The following is a 19,945-nucleotide window of genomic DNA, read 5'->3' as shown; positions in this document are numbered from 1 at the left end:
CATCGCCACCGTTGCGCCCCGGGACGGATGCGAGCTCGTGAGGAGCGCGAGCGAGCGTCCGCGAGCGCAGAGGCTGGAGCTCTCGGAGCGCGGGTGAGCCGCGCCGCGCGCGGCAGCGTGACGGAGAGGCGCTGTCCGGCGAGGTGCAGAGTCGCGCCCTCCGAGATGCGGAGTCGCGCCGTCGCACCGAGCGCGCGTCGTCCGCCGCCCGCCTCCAGCGCGCGCGACCACCTCTCGGCAGATCCCGCGACGTCGCCTCGATCCGGCGCCGGCGGACGCGCGCTGAGCGGCCCCGCCGATCCGCCAGGAACACCCCACATCCGCGCCTGTCGTGCGCGGACGAACGGCGCATGCGCGACTCGTCAAGTTCGCAGATGCGTTTTCTCGACGGGCTCGTGTAGCCTGTATCGGTGGAGGTTTCCATGCAGAGCACAATGCGTCGCACCGTTCTCCTCGCGCTCTTCTCCGGATTTGCCGTGGCAGCTTGCTCCGCCCCTGATGCGTCGAGCCTCTTTGCCAGCGGCGGGGCCGGGCCCGGCGGCGTGACGTCGGCAGGCGGGGGCGAGGGCGGCGCGCCGGGCGAGGGCGGTGGCGGGGGCGCGCCGGGCGAGGGCGGCGGGAACGGCGTGGGCGCAGGCACGGGCGGGGCCGGAGGCGAGGGTCCTGTCATCGTGGATCCTCCGGTCTGCGGCGACACCTACGTCGACTGCGACGCGGACGCCGAGAACGGCTGCGAGGTGAACGTGATGGGCGACGCCCTGCACTGCGGCACCTGTCCCGTCGCGTGCCGCGGGAGCTGCCAGGAGGGGACCTGCGTCTCCACGAGGACCCACGCCACGGGCCAGCGGGATCCGGTGTACATCGCCGTTGCCGGCGGCGACCTGTTCTGGACCAACGGCGATGAAGGCATGGTCATGCAGTGGTCGCACGAGACCGACGAGGTGAGCGTCATCGCGTCCGATGAGGTCGACCCGGCGGGCATCAAGGCCGACGACACGTACGTCTTCTGGGTCAGCCAGGGGCGGCGCGACCCGTACACCGGCGCGGTGATGCGGTGGCGGCGCGGGGGCGACGAGGCGCCGGCCGCCCTCGCCGCGGCGCAGACCGCGCCTTTCGGCATCGCGCTCGACGACGAGTTCGTCTACTGGACCAACCGCGAGGGCGACGGCGACGTGGTCCGCGCTCGAAAGGACGGGAACGGCAACGGCCCGTTCGTCAAGATCTGGAGCGGCGGGGGGGTGCCCCACGGGGTCGTCGTCGACGACACCCATGTTTACTGGACCGTCCTCCCCCAGGACGAGGAGCACCTCGACGGCCGCGTCATGGCCGCGCGCAAGGACTCCACGGGCGAGGGGCCGTTCACCACGATCGCGACCCTCCAGGGCGAGGTGCGCGAGATCGCCCTCGACGGGAGCCACGTCTACTGGACGACCAGCAGGACGGGCACCGTGATGCGCGCGCCCAAGGTCGGCGGGCAGGGGGAGGTCACGGCGCTCCTGACCGGGCTGCCGAACCCGCGGGGCATCGCCGCCGACAGGACCGGCGTTTACGTCACCGACCCCGAGTCGGTGAACATCATCAAGATATGGCCGAACGGCATCATCGGGGCGTTCGTCGCGCGCGAGGCGTCGCCTTACGGCATCGCGCTCGACGCGGAGCGCGTCTACTGGACGAACGGGCTCGGCTCGAACGGCACCATCGAGAGCGCCCCGAAATAGGCGCGCCCGCCGAATGCGGCCCCGGGCCGGGGCGTGCTACAAGCTCGCCCCGTGCTGCTCGAGACGTTTCCGGTCGGTCCGCTGGGGTGCAACTGCTCGATCCTCGTCGACCCTGCCAGCAAGGGCGCGGTGGTCATCGATCCCGGGGGCGACTTCGACGCGATCCGCGCCCGCCTCGAGCGGGCCGGGGCGAAGGTCGCGGCCATCGTCCACACGCACACCCATATCGATCACGTCGGCGCCACGGCGCCGCTCCAGCGCTGGTCGGGCGCCGCCGCGCGCATCCACGAGGCCGATCGCTTCCTGTACGACATGCTCCCGGAGCAGGCGGCGTTCCTCGGCATCGCGACGCCGGAGCGGTGCGAGATCGACGGCGACCTGAACGACGGCGCGGTGGTGAAGGCGGGCGGGCTCGATCTCCACGTGCTCCACACGCCGGGGCACACGCCCGGCAGCGTGTCGTTCCTGGTCGAGGCGCAGGCGGGCGCGGTGGCGTTCACGGGGGACACCCTGTTCCGGCGCGGCATCGGCAGGACCGACCTGTGGGGAGGCGACTCGCAGGCGATCTTCTCCTCGATCCGGGGCAAGCTGCTCACGCTCGACCCGTCGACCCGGGTCGTTACCGGACACGGCCCTTCCACGACGATCGGTGAGGAGCGCGACAGAAACCCTTATCTGAGGGGGTGACGACCGCTCGCCCTCGTGCGGTGAGCCGCCGGCGAGGCGAGCTCGTGCGGAGCCATCGTCCGCAATCGCTTCGATCGGTCGGAGCGCGCGGTCGGCGCGCCCAGTCGACGCCCGCAGATTGCACAATTTTCGCGAACGCGTTCCGGGTGGAACTGCCCCCGCGCCGGCGCGCCTCTTCTGCGAGAAAGTGCTTGCATCCCGCCAGGATTCTTCTGAAAAATGCCGCACGACGAGCGCAGCGTCGGCGCCCCCTGCGCCGGTAGGCCGCTGTCCGTCGCGGAAGTCGAGCACGATGAGCACCGATAGCGCGCCCGCCACGAAGGTCGATCTGGAGATCCTCCCCACGCAGCATCCTCTCGGCGACGCGGAGCGCGCGCAGCGCATGCAGAGCCCTGGCTTCGGGCGCGTGTTCACCGAGCACATGGTGGCGATCTCGTACTCCGCGGACAGGGGCGGCTGGCTCAGGGGCCAGCTCAAGCCGTACGCGCCGATCACGCTGGATCCGGCGGCGATGGTGCTGCACTACGGTCAGGCAATCTTCGAGGGGTTCAAGGCCTACCGCCAGCCGGACGGGCGCATCAAGACGTTCCGGCCGGAGGCGAACGCGCACCGCTTCAACAGCTCTGCCCGCCGGCTGGCGATGCCCGAGATGCCGGTCGGGCTCTTCGTGGGCTGTGTCGACGCCCTGATCCGCCAGGATCGCGCGTGGGTGCCCGCGGCGGTGGGTGAGAGCCTGTATATCCGACCGCTGATGTTCGCGACCGAGGTGGCGCTCGGCGTGCGGTCGTCACGCGACTACGATTTCCTGGTGATCGCGTCCCCTGCGGGCGCGTATTTCCCCCAGGGCGTGAAGCCGGTGACGGTCTGGATCTCCGAGGATTTCGTCAGGGCGGCGCCTGGCGGCACGGGCGCGGCCAAGTTCGCCGGCAACTACGCGGCGAGCCTGCTCGCGCAGATGAACGCCGCGGCGGAGGGCTGCGCGCAGGTGGTCTGGCTCGACGCCGTCCATCGCCGGTATGTCGAGGAGATGGGCGGAATGAACATCTTCTTCGTCTACCAGGAGGGTGGCCGCACGGTGGTGGTGACGCCCGAGCTGACAGGCACGCTCCTCCCTGGCATCACCCGTGACAGCATCATCCAGCTCGCCCGTGATTTCGGCTATGCCGCGGAGGAGCGCAAGGTCACCTTCGACGAGTGGCGCGCTGCGGTGCGCGAGGGCCGCATGACCGAGGCCTTCGCGTGCGGCACGGCCGCGGTGATCACGCCCATCGGCGCGGTGAAGTCCCGGGAGGGCACCTTCGCCATTCACAACAACGAGACCGGCCCCGTGGCCGCGCGCTTCCGCGAGGCGCTGCTCAACATCCAGCACGGCCTCGCCCCCGACACGCACGGCTGGATGCACGACGTGGTCTGACGAGCCAGAGGAATTCCCTCGGATTCTTGGGAGAATTCGCAGGGAGGCGGGGAGGCGGGGAGGAAGAACTTCAAAATTCTCTCTGTCCCTCTGTCTCTCTGCCTCTCCGCCTCCCTGTTCAATTTCTCCCCTGAAAAGGGCTGCCAAACGAGGAATTCGTCAGCTGACGAGCGCCATGGGGGCCGGGCCGCTCGGCGAGCACCTCAGTCCGCGGTAGGCGCCTTCTTCGACTTCGCCGACATCCCGTATTCGTGCAGCCGGTACTGGATGGTCCGTATGCTGATGTCGAGGAGCTCCGCCGCGCGCGTCGTCGACCCGTTCGTCGCCTCGAGCGTCGACAGGATCGCGTACCGCTCGATCTCCGCCATGGTCGCGCCCGGGATCCGCAGCGCCCCCTTGGCGACCGGCGCCGCGTCGATCGGGAGGTGGTCCGCGTCGATCCGCGTGTCGTCGCACAGCACGACGGCCCGCTCGATCGCGTTCTCGAGCTCGCGCACGTTCCCCGGCCACCGGTGCGCCACCAGCTTCGCCCGCGCCTGATCGGTGAACCCCTCGATCTTACGATGGTTTTCGGCGGCGAACCGCCGCAGGAAATGGTTCGCCAGGAGCAGCACGTCCGTGTCCCGCACGCGCAGCGGCGGCATGTCGATGTGGACCACGTTGAGCCGGTAGTAGAGGTCCTCCCGGAACTGCCCCTCCTGCACCGCCGCCGCCAGATCGCGGTTCGTCGCCGCGATGAGCCGCACGTCGACCGACACGGTCTCGTTCCCGCCGACGCGCTCGAACGCCCTCTCCTGGAGCACCCGGAGCAGCTTCACCTGCGTCGCGGGCGCGATCTCGCCGACCTCGTCGAGGAACAGCGTCCCCCCGTGCGCCTGCTCGAACCGCCCGACGCGCCGCCTGTCCGCGCCGGTGAACGCCCCGCGCTCGTGGCCGAACAGCTCGCTCTCCAGGAGCGACTCCGCGAGCGCCGCGCAGTGCAGCGTCACGAACGGCGCCTTCGCGCGCGGCCCCTTCGCGTGGATCGCGCGCGCGAGCTCGCCCTTGCCGGTGCCGCTCTCGCCGGTGATGAGCACCGTCGCCCGCGCGCCCGCCACCTGCCGGGCCATCCGGTAGACCTTCTGCATCGCCGGGCTCGCCCCGATGAGCCCCTCCACGCCCTCACCCTCGCGCTCCCGGAGCTGCCGGCGCAGGTTCTCCGCCTCGACCCGGAGCGCGCTCCGCTCCAGCGCCCGCTCGATCGAGAGCAGCAGCGCGTCGAAATCGACAGGCTTCGTCAGGTAGTCCTCGGCCCCCGCCCGCATCGCCTGCACCGCCGAGGTCACGTCCCCGAACGCCGTCACGACGATCACCGGCAGCGACGGATCCTGCTCGCGCAGCCTCCCGAGCAGCGCCATCCCGTCCATCTTCGGCATCTTCAGGTCGGTGACGACGACGTCCGGCGGCCGCTCCGCCGCGACCTCGAGCGCCTCGGCGCCGTCGGCCGCCGCGTCGACGGCATAGCCCTCCTGTCGCAAGAGCTTCTCCAGCCCCGAGCGCGCGCTCGCCTCGTCGTCCACGACGAGCACCCTCGAGCTCTGTCTCTTCTCGGCGTTCATGTCGTCCCTTCCGAAGACCGCCGGAGGATACCGCGCCTTTCTGGCGTCGCGACCCTCCTTTGACCGCAGCGCGTCAGGGCGACAGGCAAGCACCGCCCCGGGGGCGACGCAAGATCCTCGCTCCGTCGCGCGGCGCGCGCGTCTCGCGCGTCTCGTAGGCTTTCGGGGACGACGGCGCGCCGTCAGCGGCTCTCGGTGCTCTCGACGTTGTGGTGGATGCCGGCGCCCAGGTCGGCCAGCTCCTCGGCGAGCAGGACAGTGAGATCGTCCGCGGTGACGATGCCGGTCACCTTGCCGTCGTAACGGACGATCGGCAGCCGCCGGACGCCGCGCTCGCGCATCAGGCGCAGCGCCGTCTCGATGCTGTCGGTCTGCTGGAGCGTCGTCGGATCGTACGTCACGATCTCGGACACCAGCGTCGTCTCGGGCTCGCGCGCGTCGGCCATCACCCGCAGCACGAGATCGCGATCGGTGAGGATGCCAATGGCGCGCGCGCCCTGCGTGACGACGACGCACCCGACGCGGAACTCGCGCATCCGGCGCGCGACGGCGGTGGCGGTCTCGGTGAGCTCGGCGCTCACGGCGCCATGTTCGAAGCGGCTGAGGGACATGCCCTCATCCAGTGCACGACCCGCGCCACGCCAGGCAATCCGGCTGCTCCGCCCTGCGCCGCGCGCGCGGCGATCGCGCCCGCGGCCAGGGCCGGGATGCAACGCGGGAATCACGGAGGGGGTCGCCTGCGCGGCGGCGGGTCGGGCGGGGCCCGAGGGGGCGGCGCCTCGCAGCGGTTGCGCGCCGGCGCAAGCGGTTCGCCAGGGCCCGGCGCGCCCGCGGCCGGCTCAGGCGAGGGGAGGGGACGAGGAGGAGAGATGCGGCTGTGCGCGCGCCGCGCCGGAGAACACCTCCTCCACGCTGCAGCGGAGCTCGGCGCTGAGGGCGCCGTAGTCGACCGGCTTGGTGTGCACCATCGCCGCGGGCGCGAACCCCCGCCCGAGCCGCGCCACGAGCTCGGGATACCCGGTGAGCACGAAGAGCGGGAGATCGGGCCTCAGCGACCGCGCGAAGCGCGCGACCGCGACCCCGTCGGCGTGGGGCATCCGGAAGTCCGTCACCAGGATGTCGGGGAGCGGGGTCCGGGCGAGCCGCGCCATCGCGAGGGCGCCGTCGGTGGCGAGCTCCACCCGGAAGCCGTCGTCCTCGAGCAGGCGCGCGAGCAGACGGACCGTGCGGACGTCGTCGTCGACGAGCAGAATCAGCGGCTGTTCGATGCTGTGCGATTCCACGCCGGGCGATCCTCCAAGTTGCGTGCCAGCGCCGGGCGAGGACCGCCCCGGCGCGCCGCGAGGAGCGCGGAATGTCAGCCGGAGAGCCGGATCGGGAGCGTGACGCGGAACAGCGTCTTCCCCGGGCGGCTCTGGAACTCGATGCTCCCCTCGTGATCGGTGATGATGCGGTGCGCGATCGCCAGCCCCAGCCCGGTGCCGTTCGGCTTGGTCGAGTAGAACGGATCGAAGATCGGCGCGTCCGGGTTCGGGACGCCGGCGCCGTCGTCCTCCACCTCGATGACGGCCTGGCGCGGCTGGCGCCGCGCGCGGAGCACGACCGTCCCGTCCCTGGACGGCGCCACCGCCTCGATCGCGTTGCGGAGGAGGTTCAGGAGGACCTGCTCGATCTTGGCGGGATCGAGCTCGAGCACGATATCGGTCGACGGCAGATCGACCTTCACCTCGGCCTGCGCGCTGGCGCCGTCGCACGCGAGGGCGAGGCGGACCGCCCGCTCGCAGAGCGAGGCGACCGACGTCGGCGTCAAGACCAGCGGCTTCGGCCGCGCGAAGTCCAGGAACTCGCTCACCAGCACCGACAGCCGGCGGATCTCGTCGCGGACGACCTTGATCGCCTCCACCGTGTCCGGGTCCTTCATGCCGGCGCGCGCGAGCCCCCGCTCGAGGAAGGTCACGTGGAGCTGCGCGCCGTTCAGGGGGTTGCGGATCTCGTGCGCGAGGCCGGCCGCGAGCGTGCCCACCGCGGCGAGCTTCTCGCTCTGGCGCACCCGCGCGGCGAGCGCGTTCTCGTCGGTCGTGTCCTGCCCGATCGCGAACAGCACCACCTCGTCGTCCGCCGCGGAGGGCGCGTAGGCGAGCTGCCACCGCACGTCGCGGATCTTGCCGGCGCGCGTGCGCAGGCTGCTCTCCAGGAGATCGGCGTCGGCGCGGCGGCCCGCCGCGATCTCCTTCACGAGCGCGCCGTGATCGGCGTGCAGCTCCTCGGGCAGGAGCGTCTCGACGAACGGCATCCCGAGGATCTCCTCGCGCCCGAGCCCCGTCATCCGCTCGGCCTCCCGGTTGAACAGCCGCACGACCGCGTGCGCGTCGAGGCCCACCACGAGGACGCGGGCGAGCTCGACGGCGCTCTTGTACCGGTGCTCCGTGCGCGCGAGCGTGCGGCCGACCTCCTCCCGGTCCAGCCGCTCGGCGCGCTGCGCGCGCGCGAGGAAGTCGTCCCGGTACGTCTCCAGCATGATCGCGAGCTCGAGGTCGAGCACCTTGCTCACCGCCGCCCGGACCGGGATCATCTCGCCGCCGAGGGCGCTCCAGGCGATCTCCTCGAACGCGAGCCGGATGAGGTTCATCGCCGTGAACATGTAGTGCTGGGGCAGGCCGGCCCGGACGTGCACCCGCCCGATCTTCGCGGTCTCGTCGAAATACGCGTCGTCGTAGGGCCCGGTGCAGATGCGCGTCATCCAGCGGACGAGCGATCGCTTGAGCCGCTCCACCTGCTCTTCTCCGGTGAAGACCTCGTGGGCGCCCTCGTGCTCGCGGATGCGGTCGTAGAACTCGTCGGCGATGCGGCGGAAGTGGGGCTCCGCGTGCGCGCGGAACGCGGCGAGCCGGCCCGCGTCCTCCTCGGTGAAGCGAACGTAGCGCTTGATCTCGTCGAACAGCGTCTCCACCGCGGGCACGGCGTCGGAGCCTACCACGAGCACACTTTCGCGGCGGGGGACCAGGATCTCGCGCGCTCCACGATCGCCCCGAGCGCCGCGTCGTCCTCGCCGCCGCGCGCGACGAGCTCCGGCGAGCGCGGCGGCTCGTAGTCGAGGCCCGCGCCGGGGAGCTCGCCGATCTCACCGGCGCCCGCCGACCGGTAGAGCCCCTTCGGATCGCGCGCCTGGCAGACCTGGGGGGAGACCTCCATGTACACCTCGAGCAGCCGCGGCGCGAGCGCGCGGGCGCGCTCCCGGTAGGCGCGGCGGTGCGCCGTCGCCGCGACGATCGCGATGAGCCCCTGGCGCGCGATCAGCGCCGACAGGCGCGCGAGGGTCTCGTAGAAGTCGTCGCGGCCGCGCGGATCGTAGCCCGGCCGCGGCACGAGCGCGTCGCGCACCTCGTCGCCGTCGAGCAGGCAGCTCGCCAGGCCCTCGGCGAGCAGCGCGCGGTGCACCCGCGCGGCGAGCGTCGATTTGCCCGACGCGGGCAGCCCCGTGATCCAGACGACCCCGCCGCTCACGCGAACACCCGATCGGCGTCGTCCGGATCGAAGCGCTCGGCGTCGAGGGCGCGCTCCGCGAAGCCGAGCAGGGCGTCCCTCGCGCGCGGCGTGACCGCGGGGTACCAGGCCGGGTTGGCCAGCACGAGCGCGCGCCACGCCAGGAACGGCGCCGCCACCTCGAGCACGTCCGCGTCCCCGCTCTCGTCGAGGTACACCCGCCAGAACCGCTGCCACAGCGCGCGGAAGGCGCCCTGCCACGCGCCGGGCGCGTCCAGCGCGAAGAAGACGTAGTTGACGGCGAGGCACGCGACGTCATCCGCGGGATCGCCCTGGGATCCGCGGCTCGTGTCGAGCAGCGTGAGCTGCGACTTCTCGTTGAACACGACGTTGAACGGGTGGAAATCCCCGTGCGTGCGCGCGAGCCGCCGATCGCGGCCGCGCAGCTTCCATCGCCACGCCACGCAGCGCCGCTCGATGGCCTGGAGCCGCTCCGGCGGCGCGCCGGGCGCGTCGGCCGGGTAGCCGTCGATGATCCCGAAGATGCCCTCTCCGTGGCCCACGAGATCGCGCACCGCGCGGCGGTAGCTGCCCGGCTGCGCGCCGGGCGCCGCGTGGAGCGCGACGAGGTACCTGGCGAGCGCCTCGCAGCGCGCGAGATCCCGCGGCGTCGCGCGGCCCTCCGCCGCGATCCGGCGCAGATCCTCGGCGTAGATCCGCCCCTCCGCGTACGTCGTGAGCAGGTAGAACTCGCCCGCGTCGACGAGCGACAGGAACCGGCGATCGTGGGTCAGCGTGCCGATGTCCACCACCTGGACGTGCGCCGGGATCGAGCCGAACGTGTCGAACGCGAGCAGCACCTCCGCCGCGCGATCCGATCGCCTGTCGTGTCCGAACGCGTCCGCGGTCACGGTGTGCAGGACGAGCCGCTGCATCGAGCCGTCGCGCCGCTCCACCGTGATCCGCCGCGGGGCGCCGTACCCGGCGGCCTTCTCGGTCCCATCGCGGCTCGAGCCCCCGTCCGGCCCCATGGGGGTGACGTCGACCACCCGCGCATCGGGCAACACCGCTTCGATGAGCTGACGGACCGAGCCGAGCGGATCCAGCTCGGGTGAGAGGGACGATACGGGTGGAGCGCCCATGGTCTCTTCAAAGAGAGCGTGGTGACGTTCTGACGTGGCCATGTGATCCGCGGGAACGGCAAGAAGCAGGCCGGGCGCTGATGAGCCTGGCCCTGCCGCGACAGGGGCTGGCGGTGGGGGCTGGCGGCGGCCGGATGAGCGCGAGCCAGGGCGTCGGGCTGGGCCGGGCGCGCCGCAGGACGTGCGTCCCCGCGCGAGGCGTGCGTCCCCGCGCGAGGCGGGCTCAGCGCCTCGGGATGTCGGCGGGCGTGAGCCCGATCTGATAAGGCCGCATCATCTCGTTGTCCTCGTGTTCCAGGATGTGGCAGTGCCACACGAACCGGCCGGCTCTGTCGAACCTCAGCTTGACCCGCGTGATCTCGTCGGGATACGCGATCACGGTGTCCTTGAAGCCCTCCTCCCCGTCGTCCGGACCGCGCACGCTGCCGTCGGCCGACTCGCGATTGACCACCTGGAACTGGACCGCGTGGACGTGGATCGGGTGCGCATCCATGGTGAAGTTGTGGAGCTCCCAGATCTCGGTCGATCCCGTGGCCGGGTTCTCCGAGACGGGCTCATCCCAGTGCCGCGGCGTGGGCACGCCGGAGAACGTGCCCAGCAGGGCTGCTCTCGGGCCCACGTCGGGGTCGACCGCCGAGCTCTCCTCGTTCAGCGACAGCCGCTGCACGGCGCGCGCCTCTCCGAGCGGCTCGAACGACGGCAGCCTGAGCCGGTGAGGGGGCGTGCTCGTGTCCCGGCTCGTCGCCTTCACGACGCGGAACTGCATCACCTGCCCAGTCGTCGCCGGGTCGGCGGGCACCAGGTCGCCGGGGAAGGGCGCGTCCGGGCCGAGGTTGCGGAGGACGAACTCGGTGCCGGCGCGGACACGGCTGAAGTCGACGATCACGTCCGCGCGCTCGGCCGGAGCGAGCAGGAGCATGTCGCGCTCGACGGGGCGGGGCAGGAAGCCTCCGTCCGAGCCTATCTGCCAGAACCGGAGACCGTTCTCCATCTGCAGGATCAGGAACCGCGAGCCGCTGCCGTTCAGGATGCGGAAGCGATAACGTCGCTGCTCGACCTCGAGGTAGGGCCACGCCCGGCCGTTGACGACGATGACGTCGCCGAAGAACTCCGGGACCCAGTACGGCGAGATATCGCCGCGCGGGATGTACAGACCGGTGTCCTCGGCCGGGAGCCCGCGGCTCTTCGGGTAAAAGAGCGACCCGTCGTGGTTGAAGGAGCGGTCCTGGATCACGAGCGGGATCTCGTACACCCTCGCGTCAGCGCAGTCGCCGGGCGCCGGGGCCGGTCCGGGGAGCGTGCCGCGCGGAAGATCGTCCGGGCCGCCGCGCAGCAGGTAGAAGCCGGCCGGCCCCGCGTAGACGTTGAGGCGGGTCATGCCGAGCGTGTGATCGTGGTACCAGAGCGTCGTCGCCCGCTGGTCGTTCGGGTACTCGAACACGGCCGACCCGGGCTCCCACAGGTCCCCGAGCGGCGACGTGCGCTTGTAGTAGTCGTAGAACGTCCCGGCCTTCGCGTAGTCGCGCGGGATGCCCCTCGCCGCGGGGAGAAACCAGGCCTCCGGATAACCGTCGCTCTCCTGCCGGACCCCGACGGCGCCGTGCAGGTGCGTGACGATGGGCACGGGGCCACCGTACGGGTCCGGCGGGCACTCGCCCGCGAACGCGGGCCGCATGTCGCGGCCTTCCTCCCCGCCGTGCGGGTTGGCCCAGTGGAGGGTCGGGTCGACCGTGAGCAGGTGCGGCAGGAAGCGGCCTGTCACCCGGTGCTTGAGATCGTTGATCCACTTCACGCGCACCGGCCTCCGCCACGTCGCCTCGATGGTGAACGCCGGGTAGCTGAACGTCTCGGGATGATGGATCGAGCCGTATCCCCACACCGTGGTCGGGCGCCTGTGGAGCCCGGGCGGCAGGACGTGCTGTTCGAACTGCCGGACGGCGATCTCGTAGTAATCGACGCGCGAGCCGCGCTCATCGTGCCTGTCGGCCCTCGGCATGACAGGCGGTATGAGCAGCGGGAGGGTGTACCGGTGCTCGGCGACGCGGGCGCCGGGGAGGGTAGGTCCGGAGTCGTCGAGCGGTCGGCACGTATCGGAGAACGCCCTCGCCAGACCGCCGCGCCGGAGCACCAGCATCCCGCCCGTCGCGGCCAAACCATGCTTCAGGAGCCATCGTCGTTCCATGGCGGACATCGCATCTCCTTGCCCCACAGCCCGGCGCTGCGAGCGCGGGATATGATGACGGGCGCAGAGAACCGGGCAATCCAGGAAGCTCCGGATCCGGGAGGCTCCATGATCATGAACGATGGTCCGGGGCCGGAAGGTCCCCGGCGGGATCGGCGGTCCGGCCGCGCGACCGCGGTCGCCTCGGACGATGCGCCGGGCGCGGGTCGTCGTCGCGCGCGGCGCGGCTAACGTCTCGGGCTGTCGTCCGGGATCGGGCCGATGTGGTAAGGCCGCATCATCTCGTTGTCCTCGTGCTCGAGGATGTGGCAGTGCCACACGAACCGGCCCGGCCTCTCGAATCTCATCTTGATGCGCGTGATCTCGGAGGGCAGCGCGATCACGGTCTCCTTGAAGCCCTCCTCACCTGCGTCCGGCGGGCGCGGCGGCCCGTCGAACGGCTGTCGATCGACGATCCGGAAATGGACCTCGTGGACGTGGATCGGGTGCGCGTCCACGGTGAAATTGTAGATCTCCCAGACCTCGGTCGATCCGACGGCCGGGTTCTCCGTGATGGGATCGTCCCAGCAGAGCGGCCTTGGCGCGCTGGAGCCCGCAGGAGCCCCGACCGTCCCGAGCAGCGCTGTCCTCAGGATGCCGGCGTCCGGCTCCACCCCGGAGCTCACGTCGTTCAGGGACAGCCGCCGCACGACCTGCTCGTCCCCGAGGGAGGGCAGCGGCGGCAGGGTGAGCCGGTGAGGGGGCGTGCTCGTGTCCATGCTCGTCGCCGGCACGACGCGGAGCTGCATCACCTGCCCTGTCGTCGCCGGGTCGGCCGGGGCCGCCGTGTTGCCGGTGAAGGGCGCGTCCGGACCGAGGTTGAGGAGGACGATCTCGGTGCCGGCGCGGACCCGGCTGAAGTCGACGATCACGTCCGCGCGCTCGGCGGGAGCGAGCAGGAGCGTCGCGCGCTCCACGGGGGCGGGGAGGAACCCTCCGTCCGCGCCTATCTGCCAGAACGGCAGATCGTTCCCGAGCTTCAGGATCAGGAAGCGAGAGCCGCTGCCGTTCAGGATGCGGAAGCGATAACGTCGCTGCTCGACCTCGAGGTAAGGCCACGTCCGGCCGTTGACGACGATGACGTCGCCGAAGAACTCCGGGACCCAGATCGGCGAGATATCGCCCCTCGGGACGTAGAGGGCGTCGCGCGGCGGGGAGAGCCCGCGCGTGCCCGGATAGAAGAGCGAGCCGTCGTGGTGGAAGGAGCGGTCCTGGATGACGAGCGGGATCTCGTACACCCTGGCTCCCGGACCGTCCCCCGGCCGCGGGGCTGGTCCGGGGAGCACGTCGTGCGGGAGGTCGTCCGGTCCGCCGCGCAGCAGGTAGAAGCCGGCCGGTCCCGCGTAGACGTTGAGCCGGGTGATACCGAGCGTGTGGTCGTGGTACCAGAGCGTCGTTGGCCGCTGGTCGTTCGCGTACTCGAACACGGCCGCGCCCGGCGCCCACAGGTGCCCGAGCTGCGACGTGCGCTTGTAGTGGTCGTAGAACGTCCCGGTCTCCGCGTATCCCTCGGGGATGTCGGTCGCCGCCGGGAGGTACCAGGCTTCCGGATAACCGTCGCTCTCCGGCTGCACCCCTTCGGTTCCGTGGAGGTGCGTGACGAACGGCACCGGGCCCCGGTACGGTCCCGGCGGGCAGTCGCCTGCGAGCGTGGGCCGACCGTCGCGGCCTTGCGCCCCGCCGGGCGGGTTGGCCCAGTGGAGGGTCGGGTCGACCGGGAGCAGGTGAGGGAGGAAGCGACCCGTCGCGGGGTCCTTCAGATCGTTGATCCACGTCACGCGCACCGGCCTTCGCCACCGCGCCTCGATGGTGAACGAGGGATAGGCGAACGTCTCCGGGTGATGAACGGAACCGTAGCCCCACACTGTCGTCGGCGGCAGGCCCAGCTCGCTCGGCAGGACGTGCTGCTCGAGCTGCCTGACGGCGATCTCGTAGCGATCGAGGCAGGCGCCGTCCGCGTCGAGCCCCGGCGCCGCCGGCATGACGGGCGGGATGATCAGCGGGCGCGTGTACCTGGGGATCGCGGCGCCGGGGAGCGTCCCGGCCGAGCCCGGGACGGCGGGGCACGCCGTCATTGCCGCCCTCGTGACGCCGCCGCGCTGCAGCACCGGGAGCCCGTCGCGGCCGGACCGCGCCGCCCGAGCTGTCGTTGCTTCATCGAGGACATCGCATCTCCTTGCCTCGCGCTGCGCGCCGCGAGCGCGCAGCATCATGACCAGCGCGCGGGCCCGAGCCACTCGGGAAGCGCCGGATCCGAGGCGGAGAGCGCGCGCCCGCGCCCGCAGGGCGGGGACGGAAAGCGGCCGACGGTGGATGGCAGAGGAGGAGAGGAGGCGCTCGCCGTCAGATGTCAGCGATGGGCCGTCTGACGGCGAGCCAGGCGGTGAGCGCGTCCCGGGCAGGCGCTACTTGGCCGCGGGCCACTGGTCCTTCGGGACGTCCTTGTAGACCTCCTCGACCTTGTGGAACCCGTCGGCGATCACCGTGGAGGCGAGGTTGTCCTTGTCCACGGCGATCGGCGCGATGAGGACGCTCGGCACGTCCTTCTTCCCGTTGTTGACCGTCTGCGTCTTCTCGCCGAGCTGCTCCTTCTTCGCCATCTTGATGGCGAGCTCGGCGGCCTTCTCCGCGAGCAGCTTGAGCGGCTTGTAGACCGTCATGCTCTGGGTGCCGGCCGCGATGCGCTGGCACGCGGCGAGCTCGGCGTCCTGCCCCGAGACGACGACCTTGCCGGCGAGCTTCTGCTCCCCGAGCGCCTGGACGGCCGCGCCCGCGAGCCCGTCGTTCGAGGCCACGACCGCCGTGACGTTGTTGTTGTTCTTCGTGAGGGCGTTCTCGGTGATCTTGAGCCCCTCGACCGGCTGCCAGTCCTTGGCCCACTGGTCCGCCACGATCTTGATGTCGCCCTTGTCGATGAGCGGCTTCAGGATGTTCATCTGCCCGTCGCGGAAGAGCTTCGCGTTGTTGTCGGTCGGAGATCCGCCGATGAGCACGAAGTTCCCCTTCGGGTGCGCCTTGACGAGGTGCTCGGCCTGGAGCTCGCCCACGCGGACGTTGTCGAAGGACACGTAGAGGTCGAGGTCGGAGTCGAGGATGAGCCGGTCGTACGCCATGACGGGCACGCCCTGCTTGTGCGCCGACTCGACGATGGTGGCCGTCGTCTTGGCGTTGTGGGGCACGACGACGAGGACGTCGACGCCCTGCGTGAGCAGGTTCTCGGCCTGCGAGTTCTGGAGGGCGTCGTCGCTGTTCGCGGACTGCACGAGCACCTGGGCCCCGAGCGACTCGGCCTTCGCCTTGAACAGGTCACGGTCGCGCTGCCACCGCTCCTCCTTGAGGGTATCCATCGAGAAGCCGATCGTGATCTTCTTCTTGTCTGTACCCTTGGTGTCCGCGCCCTTCGCGGCTTTTTCCTCTGTCTTGCCCGCGCCCACCTCGTTGCTCGTCTCCGGCTTCGAGCAGCCGGCCGAGAACGCGAGCGAGAGCAGCGCCATGAGAAAGGCAGAACGACGAATCAAGGTGACCTCCGCGTGAGATGAAGGGATGTGGGGCTGTGATGGGGCCCGACGTGGTTATTCGATGGTGTTGATCTGGTCGGCGTAGCTCATGATGGTGTTCAGCGTCTCGGTGTCGCCGTCGTACACCGAGTACCAGCCCTGGAGCTCGTGGGGCGGATCGCCGATGTAATCCTCCCCGAGGTGCCAGTAGTCGTTGCCGTCGTCCGTCGGCCTCCCCGTCCCGGCCCAGGCCCAGAAGTTGACGCCGGCGAGCTCCTCGTTGGCGACGACGGCGTCGAAGAGCGTGGCGTAGTACTCGTTCCGCTTGGCGACGGACGACTCGACCGCCTCGGACTTGTCGTCCCGCGCGAGCCCGAACTCCTCGACGACGATCGGCTTGTTCAGCGCCTTCGCGTGCTCGATCTGCAGATCGATGTACTCGTTGCTCTTGGTGATGGCCGCGTTCAGCGACCTCGCCTCGTTGCTGTCGATCGGCAGCGACGGGTCGTACCACTCCCAGTTCTCGGGCCAGACGTGGAAGGTGAGGTAGTCGATGCCGGCGACGTCGTGGAAATCCCTGAAATCGCTGTTGGCGTAGTCGCCCCAGTTGTAGGACAGGTCGCCCTCCGACCCGATGGAGACGAGGTGGTTCGGGTCGATGTCCTTGATGAACTTCGCGTTCCGCTCGACCCAGAGCTTGAAGAGCGCGCCCCAGCCCTTGAAGGAGCGCGGCTCGTTGCCGAGCTGCCACGCCATGATGCCCGGATGGTCCTTGAGCTCCTGGATCAGGACCTTGGCCCGGCTGAAGTAGAACTCCTGGGCCTTCTTGTTGCAAAAGAACAGGCTCGAGAGGTCCATCTGGTCGGGCCACGGGTTCGTGCTCGGATCGAGGACGCCCGAGTGCGGGATCGCCCACGCGTCGATCGCCACGGCCTGGCAGTCCTCGCCGGTGCCCTCCTGGAACCGGATCGAGTCCGCGAACGGCACGTGGTGGTCTGCCGCGAGCAGCTCCGCGCCCGTCTCGGGGTGGGTCAGGCCGACCTGGTAGTCGCTGAAGTCCTCTCCGCAGGTGGTCTCCGGCTGGTCGTGCGCCCACTTCATGTACTGGGGCATCCCGCCGGACCAGTGCCAGAAGTCGTTCAGGGTCATCACCGCCTTCATCCCGCGGCTGTGCATCTCGTCGAGCACGTTCTTCAGGCGGGCCGCGTAGGCCACCAGCGCCCGATCGGCGCACGGCGCGTCGTTTGACGCCGGATAGATCCGCTGCGGTCCGAACTCCTCATCGTTCTGCTGGGCCTCCGGGATGTCGCCCTCGGCGAGCGCCATGATCCGGAGGTTCAGTACGCCGTGCGCCTGGAGGATGTCCAGCTCGGTGCGCAGGCGCTCGAGGCTCACGAAGGGAGCCGCCCAGAAGTTCGTGCCCATGTACTTGTACGGTTTCCCGTCGAGCGTGAGCTTACTCCCGTCGACGCGGACGTAGCACTTTTCGGCATCCTGGGCGCAGTCGATCGCCTCGCCCCCGCCGTTTCCGCCCCCGCCGTTTCCGTCCCCGCCGCTACCGGTCGCGCCGCCGCCGGCGTCCCCGCCGCCGCCGCCCGTGTCGCCGCCGCCGCCGAGGTTGTCGGAGCCGCCCGTGCCGCCGGAGGGCGACGGGTTGGCCGGATCCTCCGAGGAGCACGCGGCGAGGGTGAGCAGACCCAGAGCAAGCAAGAAGGTTCTGTTCATTGGTGGGTTCCTTACCTGGTTCGAGGTTCGTTTCTCAAAAGTGGCTGAGCGCCATCGCTCGACGCACCGGGCCGGTTCGCGGCGGTGCGCCGAGCGGTGGGGCCGCCGTCGTGGTGGTGGTCGTCGCGTCGCCGGCGATGCTCGCGAGCTCCCCCGAGTGTCACGCGCATACAATCCTCCGCCCGGGGTGGTCGCTCCCGCCGTCGCGGCCCGTGGCAGACCACTTAATCGGTTCAGCGTCAACAGGGAACGGAGCGCCGCCGGTCGCGGTCGGCCGGCGGCCGTGTCGCGGCGTGTTGTCAGGCGTGCCCGGCGCATCCGGGCTACGATGAGCGGGCGTGAGCCGGCGCGCAGCGCGGCGGCTCCGCGGAGGCGTGGGGCATGTCGCAAAGCCTGATCCTGCTCGCAGTACCGGCCTTCTTCGCGCTCATCGGCCTCGAGCTCTGGCTCTGTCGCCGCCGCGGGCGCCGCGATTACCGCTTCTCCGACGCGCTCGCCAACCTCTCGTGCGGGGTCGGGCAGCAGGTCCTCGTCTCGGTCGTGAGCGGCGGCCTGCTCGTCTATCTGTTCCTCTTCGAGCGCGCCGCGGCGGTCCGGCTGTCGCCGTCCGCTGCGTCGACCTGGCTCGCCTGCTTCGTGGCGGTCGACTTCTGCTACTACTGGGCCCACCGCGCGAGTCATCGGGTGAACTTCCTGTGGGCGGCGCACGCGGTCCACCATCAGAGCGAGGACTACAATCTCTCGGTGGCCCTGCGTCAGAGCTGGCTCCAGCGGGCGCTCTTCTGGCCGTTCTTCTGGCCGCTCGCCCTGCTCGGCTTCCCGCCGGCGGTGCTCGTCACGACCTACACGCTGAACATCCTTTATCAGTTCTGGATCCACACGCAGCTCGTCGGCCGCCTCGGTCCGCTGGAGTGGGTGCTCAACACGCCGTCTCACCACCGGGTGCACCACGGCGTCGACGCGCCCTACCTCGACCGGAACCACGGCGGCGTGTTCATCGTCTGGGATCGGCTGTTCGGCACGTTCTGCGCGGAGGCGTCGCCCCCGCGCTACGGCGTGGTCCAGCCGCTCGCGAGCTTCAGCGCGCTGCGCGCGAACCTCGACCCGTGGCGCAGGCTCGCGCGCATGGCGGCGGCGGAGCCGCGCCTCCCGGGCAAGCTGCTCGTCTTTCTCCGGCCGCCGGAGTGGCGGTCCGCGGCGGCCCCGCCCGAGGAGGGCCCGCTGCGCACCGACCCGGGTTATGTCCTTCACGACGTCGAGCGCCCCCCGCCGATCCGCGCGCTCGCGGGGGCGCTCTTCCTGGCGGCGCTGCTCGGCGCGATCGCCCTCCTCGGCGCGGCGCCGGGCCTCGCCGCGGGCCCGCTGTGGGCGGGGGCGGCCGTCCTCCTCGCGGCGCTCACCCTGGTCGGCGCGCTGCTCGACGGCCGGCTCAGGGAGGGCAGGGCGCGGCGTCGGCCTCGATGGGTCGGCTAGCCAGGAGGTCGTCCAGCAGGGTGCGCAGCGCCACCGACTGGCTGGCGGCCCGGGTATACAGGGCGGTCGCTTGCATCACCGGCAGCTCGAGGTCGGGGAGCAGGCGCACCAGCGATCCTCGTTCCATGTCACCCAGGACGAGGAACTCGGGCACGAAGGCGATGCCCAGCCCGGCCCTCGCGGCGTCTCGCGTGACGATCATGTTCCCGGTGCTCATGCGCCAGGGCACGCGCACCGTCTCCCCGCCGACCTTCCACTGGCTGAGCTCGGGCCGCGTGACGATGGCGGCGTGCCGTACGAGGTCGGCGGGTCTCCTGGGCGTGTCGTGCTGCTCCAGCCAGCTCGGCGAGGCGACGATGACCATCGTGACGGCGGCCAGCTTGTGGCTGATCAGCTCGCTGTCCTTGATCGTCCCCATGCGGATGGCCAGGTCGTAGCCGTCGCTGACCAGGTTGACGCGCCCATCGTGGAGGTGCAGGTCGATGCGAATCGACGGATAACGCTGCATGAACGAGAGCAGGCGGGGCGCGATCGCCGCCTGCCCATAGGCGACGGGCGCGGTGATGCGCAGCAGCCCCGAGGGCGCCGCGTGGTCGCTCTTGACCTCCGCGGTCGCCTGCTGCGCGTCTCGGACGATGGGCAGGACCCTGTCGAAGAAGCGCCGGCCCGTATCCGTCAGGCTGAGCGCGCGCGTGGAGCGGATGAGCAGCGGCGCGCCCAGCCGCTTCTCCAGCAGCGCGAGGTTGCGGCTGATGGTCGCCTTGGGCAGGCCGAGCGCCCGGCCGGCCGCGCTGAGCGAGCCTTCCTCGACGATGCGAACGAACATCGACAGACCGGACAGATCATCGGGCTCCTTCAATGCTCCGCTCCTCGAACGCGGTCGTTCCAGGACGACACCTGGCGCCGCTGCGGGCATCTTCGCACAGTCTGGACGTGATCCTAAGCGTGGCGGCGCCGGCGCGGCGTCCCTCGTCCCGGCGATCCGCG

Annotated in this window: 15 protein-coding genes; 4 read left to right on the top strand and 11 right to left on the bottom strand. The window is 70.8% G+C overall.

The annotated features are described in order from the left end of the window. Window positions 1–434: 434 nt before the first annotated feature. From WME96_RS32135 to WME96_RS32125, 3 genes are all read left to right on the top strand, one after another. Complete coding sequence (locus WME96_RS32135; protein WP_437285399.1) at window positions 435–1,718, top strand: hypothetical protein; 1,284 nt, start codon at window positions 435–437, stop codon at window positions 1,716–1,718. Window positions 1,719–1,769: 51 nt separating this feature from the next. Continuing rightward, the gene (locus tag WME96_RS32130) at window positions 1,770–2,405 is read left to right on the top strand and encodes an MBL fold metallo-hydrolase (protein WP_437285398.1); all 636 of its coding nucleotides are present in this window, start codon (window positions 1,770–1,772) and stop codon (window positions 2,403–2,405) included. A 292-nt stretch (window positions 2,406–2,697) separates the two neighbouring features. Next, entirely contained in the window at window positions 2,698–3,819 is a 1,122-nt protein-coding gene (locus tag WME96_RS32125; RefSeq protein ID WP_437285397.1) for a branched-chain amino acid aminotransferase, read from the top strand. Between the two features lie 203 nt (window positions 3,820–4,022). Here WME96_RS32125 and WME96_RS32120 read toward each other — a convergent pair whose 3' ends face one another. From WME96_RS32120 to WME96_RS32075, 10 genes are all read right to left on the bottom strand, one after another. Further along, the gene (locus WME96_RS32120) at window positions 4,023–5,417 is read right to left on the bottom strand and encodes a sigma-54-dependent transcriptional regulator (protein WP_437285396.1); all 1,395 of its coding nucleotides are present in this window, start codon (window positions 5,415–5,417) and stop codon (window positions 4,023–4,025) included. A 182-nt stretch (window positions 5,418–5,599) separates the two neighbouring features. After that, on the bottom strand, window positions 5,600–6,028 hold the full coding sequence (locus tag WME96_RS32115) for a CBS domain-containing protein (protein WP_437285395.1): 429 nt from the start codon (window positions 6,026–6,028) through the stop codon (window positions 5,600–5,602). 228 nt (window positions 6,029–6,256) lie between these two features. Then, a complete protein-coding gene (locus tag WME96_RS32110; RefSeq protein ID WP_437285394.1) occupies window positions 6,257–6,700 on the bottom strand; it encodes a response regulator in 444 nt (147 codons plus the stop codon). A gap of 74 nt (window positions 6,701–6,774) precedes the next feature. Beyond that, window positions 6,775–8,394 carry a protoglobin domain-containing protein gene (locus WME96_RS32105; protein WP_437285393.1) on the bottom strand — a complete coding sequence of 540 codons (1,620 nt, stop codon included), beginning with the start codon at window positions 8,392–8,394 and terminating at the stop codon, window positions 6,775–6,777. Then, window positions 8,388–8,921, bottom strand: coding sequence for an adenylyl-sulfate kinase (locus tag WME96_RS32100; RefSeq protein WP_437285392.1), 534 nt, complete (start codon window positions 8,919–8,921; stop codon window positions 8,388–8,390). The genes WME96_RS32105 and WME96_RS32100 overlap by 7 nt, the downstream gene beginning before the upstream one ends. Continuing rightward, a complete protein-coding gene (locus WME96_RS32095; RefSeq protein ID WP_437285391.1) occupies window positions 8,918–10,042 on the bottom strand; it encodes a phosphotransferase family protein in 1,125 nt (374 codons plus the stop codon). The genes WME96_RS32100 and WME96_RS32095 overlap by 4 nt, the downstream gene beginning before the upstream one ends. A gap of 223 nt (window positions 10,043–10,265) precedes the next feature. Further along, window positions 10,266–12,224, bottom strand: coding sequence for a multicopper oxidase family protein (locus WME96_RS32090; RefSeq protein WP_437285390.1), 1,959 nt, complete (start codon window positions 12,222–12,224; stop codon window positions 10,266–10,268). Between the two features lie 227 nt (window positions 12,225–12,451). Further along, on the bottom strand, window positions 12,452–14,338 hold the full coding sequence (locus WME96_RS32085; RefSeq protein ID WP_437285389.1) for a multicopper oxidase family protein: 1,887 nt from the start codon (window positions 14,336–14,338) through the stop codon (window positions 12,452–12,454). A gap of 330 nt (window positions 14,339–14,668) precedes the next feature. Continuing rightward, window positions 14,669–15,757 carry a D-xylose ABC transporter substrate-binding protein gene (gene xylF, locus WME96_RS32080; protein ID WP_437292378.1) on the bottom strand — a complete coding sequence of 363 codons (1,089 nt, stop codon included), beginning with the start codon at window positions 15,755–15,757 and terminating at the stop codon, window positions 14,669–14,671. A 78-nt stretch (window positions 15,758–15,835) separates the two neighbouring features. Beyond that, window positions 15,836–17,485, bottom strand: a complete 1,650-nt coding sequence (locus tag WME96_RS32075; RefSeq protein WP_437285388.1) for a glycoside hydrolase 5 family protein — start codon at window positions 17,483–17,485, stop codon at window positions 15,836–15,838. 381 nt (window positions 17,486–17,866) lie between these two features. Between WME96_RS32075 and WME96_RS32070 the strand changes: the two genes are divergently transcribed. Beyond that, window positions 17,867–18,958 carry a sterol desaturase family protein gene (locus tag WME96_RS32070; RefSeq protein WP_437285387.1) on the top strand — a complete coding sequence of 364 codons (1,092 nt, stop codon included), beginning with the start codon at window positions 17,867–17,869 and terminating at the stop codon, window positions 18,956–18,958. On the opposite strand, the gene WME96_RS32065 is transcribed toward WME96_RS32070, so the two are convergent. Beyond that, complete coding sequence (locus WME96_RS32065) at window positions 18,915–19,817, bottom strand: LysR family transcriptional regulator (RefSeq protein WP_437285386.1); 903 nt, start codon at window positions 19,815–19,817, stop codon at window positions 18,915–18,917. The genes WME96_RS32070 and WME96_RS32065 overlap by 44 nt on opposite strands. Window positions 19,818–19,945: the final 128 nt, after the last annotated feature.

The sequence above is a fragment of the Sorangium sp. So ce406 genome (assembly GCF_051474675.1).
Lineage (GTDB): Bacteria > Myxococcota_A > Polyangia > Polyangiales > Polyangiaceae > Sorangium > Sorangium cellulosum_G.
The sequence above is the reverse complement of the archived record's forward strand: the minus strand, read 5'-3'. Positions and strand labels throughout refer to the sequence as shown.

Excerpts from the sequence above, each read along its gene's own strand:
- WME96_RS32135 (WP_437285399.1), top strand. The coding sequence starts at position 435 with ATGCGTCGCACCGTTCTCCTCGCGCTCTTCTCCGGATTTGCCGTGGCA.
- WME96_RS32125 (WP_437285397.1), top strand. The coding sequence starts at position 2,698 with ATGAGCACCGATAGCGCGCCCGCCACGAAGGTCGATCTGGAGATCCTC.
- WME96_RS32120 (WP_437285396.1), bottom strand. The coding sequence starts at position 5,417 with ATGAACGCCGAGAAGAGACAGAGCTCGAGGGTGCTCGTCGTGGACGAC.
- WME96_RS32115 (WP_437285395.1), bottom strand. The coding sequence starts at position 6,028 with ATGTCCCTCAGCCGCTTCGAACATGGCGCCGTGAGCGCCGAGCTCACC.
- WME96_RS32095 (WP_437285391.1), bottom strand. The coding sequence starts at position 10,042 with ATGGGCGCTCCACCCGTATCGTCCCTCTCACCCGAGCTGGATCCGCTC.
- WME96_RS32090 (WP_437285390.1), bottom strand. The coding sequence starts at position 12,224 with ATGGAACGACGATGGCTCCTGAAGCATGGTTTGGCCGCGACGGGCGGG.
- WME96_RS32085 (WP_437285389.1), bottom strand. The coding sequence starts at position 14,338 with ATGACGGCGTGCCCCGCCGTCCCGGGCTCGGCCGGGACGCTCCCCGGC.
- xylF (WP_437292378.1), bottom strand. The coding sequence starts at position 15,757 with ATGGCGCTGCTCTCGCTCGCGTTCTCGGCCGGCTGCTCGAAGCCGGAG.
- WME96_RS32075 (WP_437285388.1), bottom strand. The coding sequence starts at position 17,485 with ATGAACAGAACCTTCTTGCTTGCTCTGGGTCTGCTCACCCTCGCCGCG.
- WME96_RS32070 (WP_437285387.1), top strand. The coding sequence starts at position 17,867 with ATGTCGCAAAGCCTGATCCTGCTCGCAGTACCGGCCTTCTTCGCGCTC.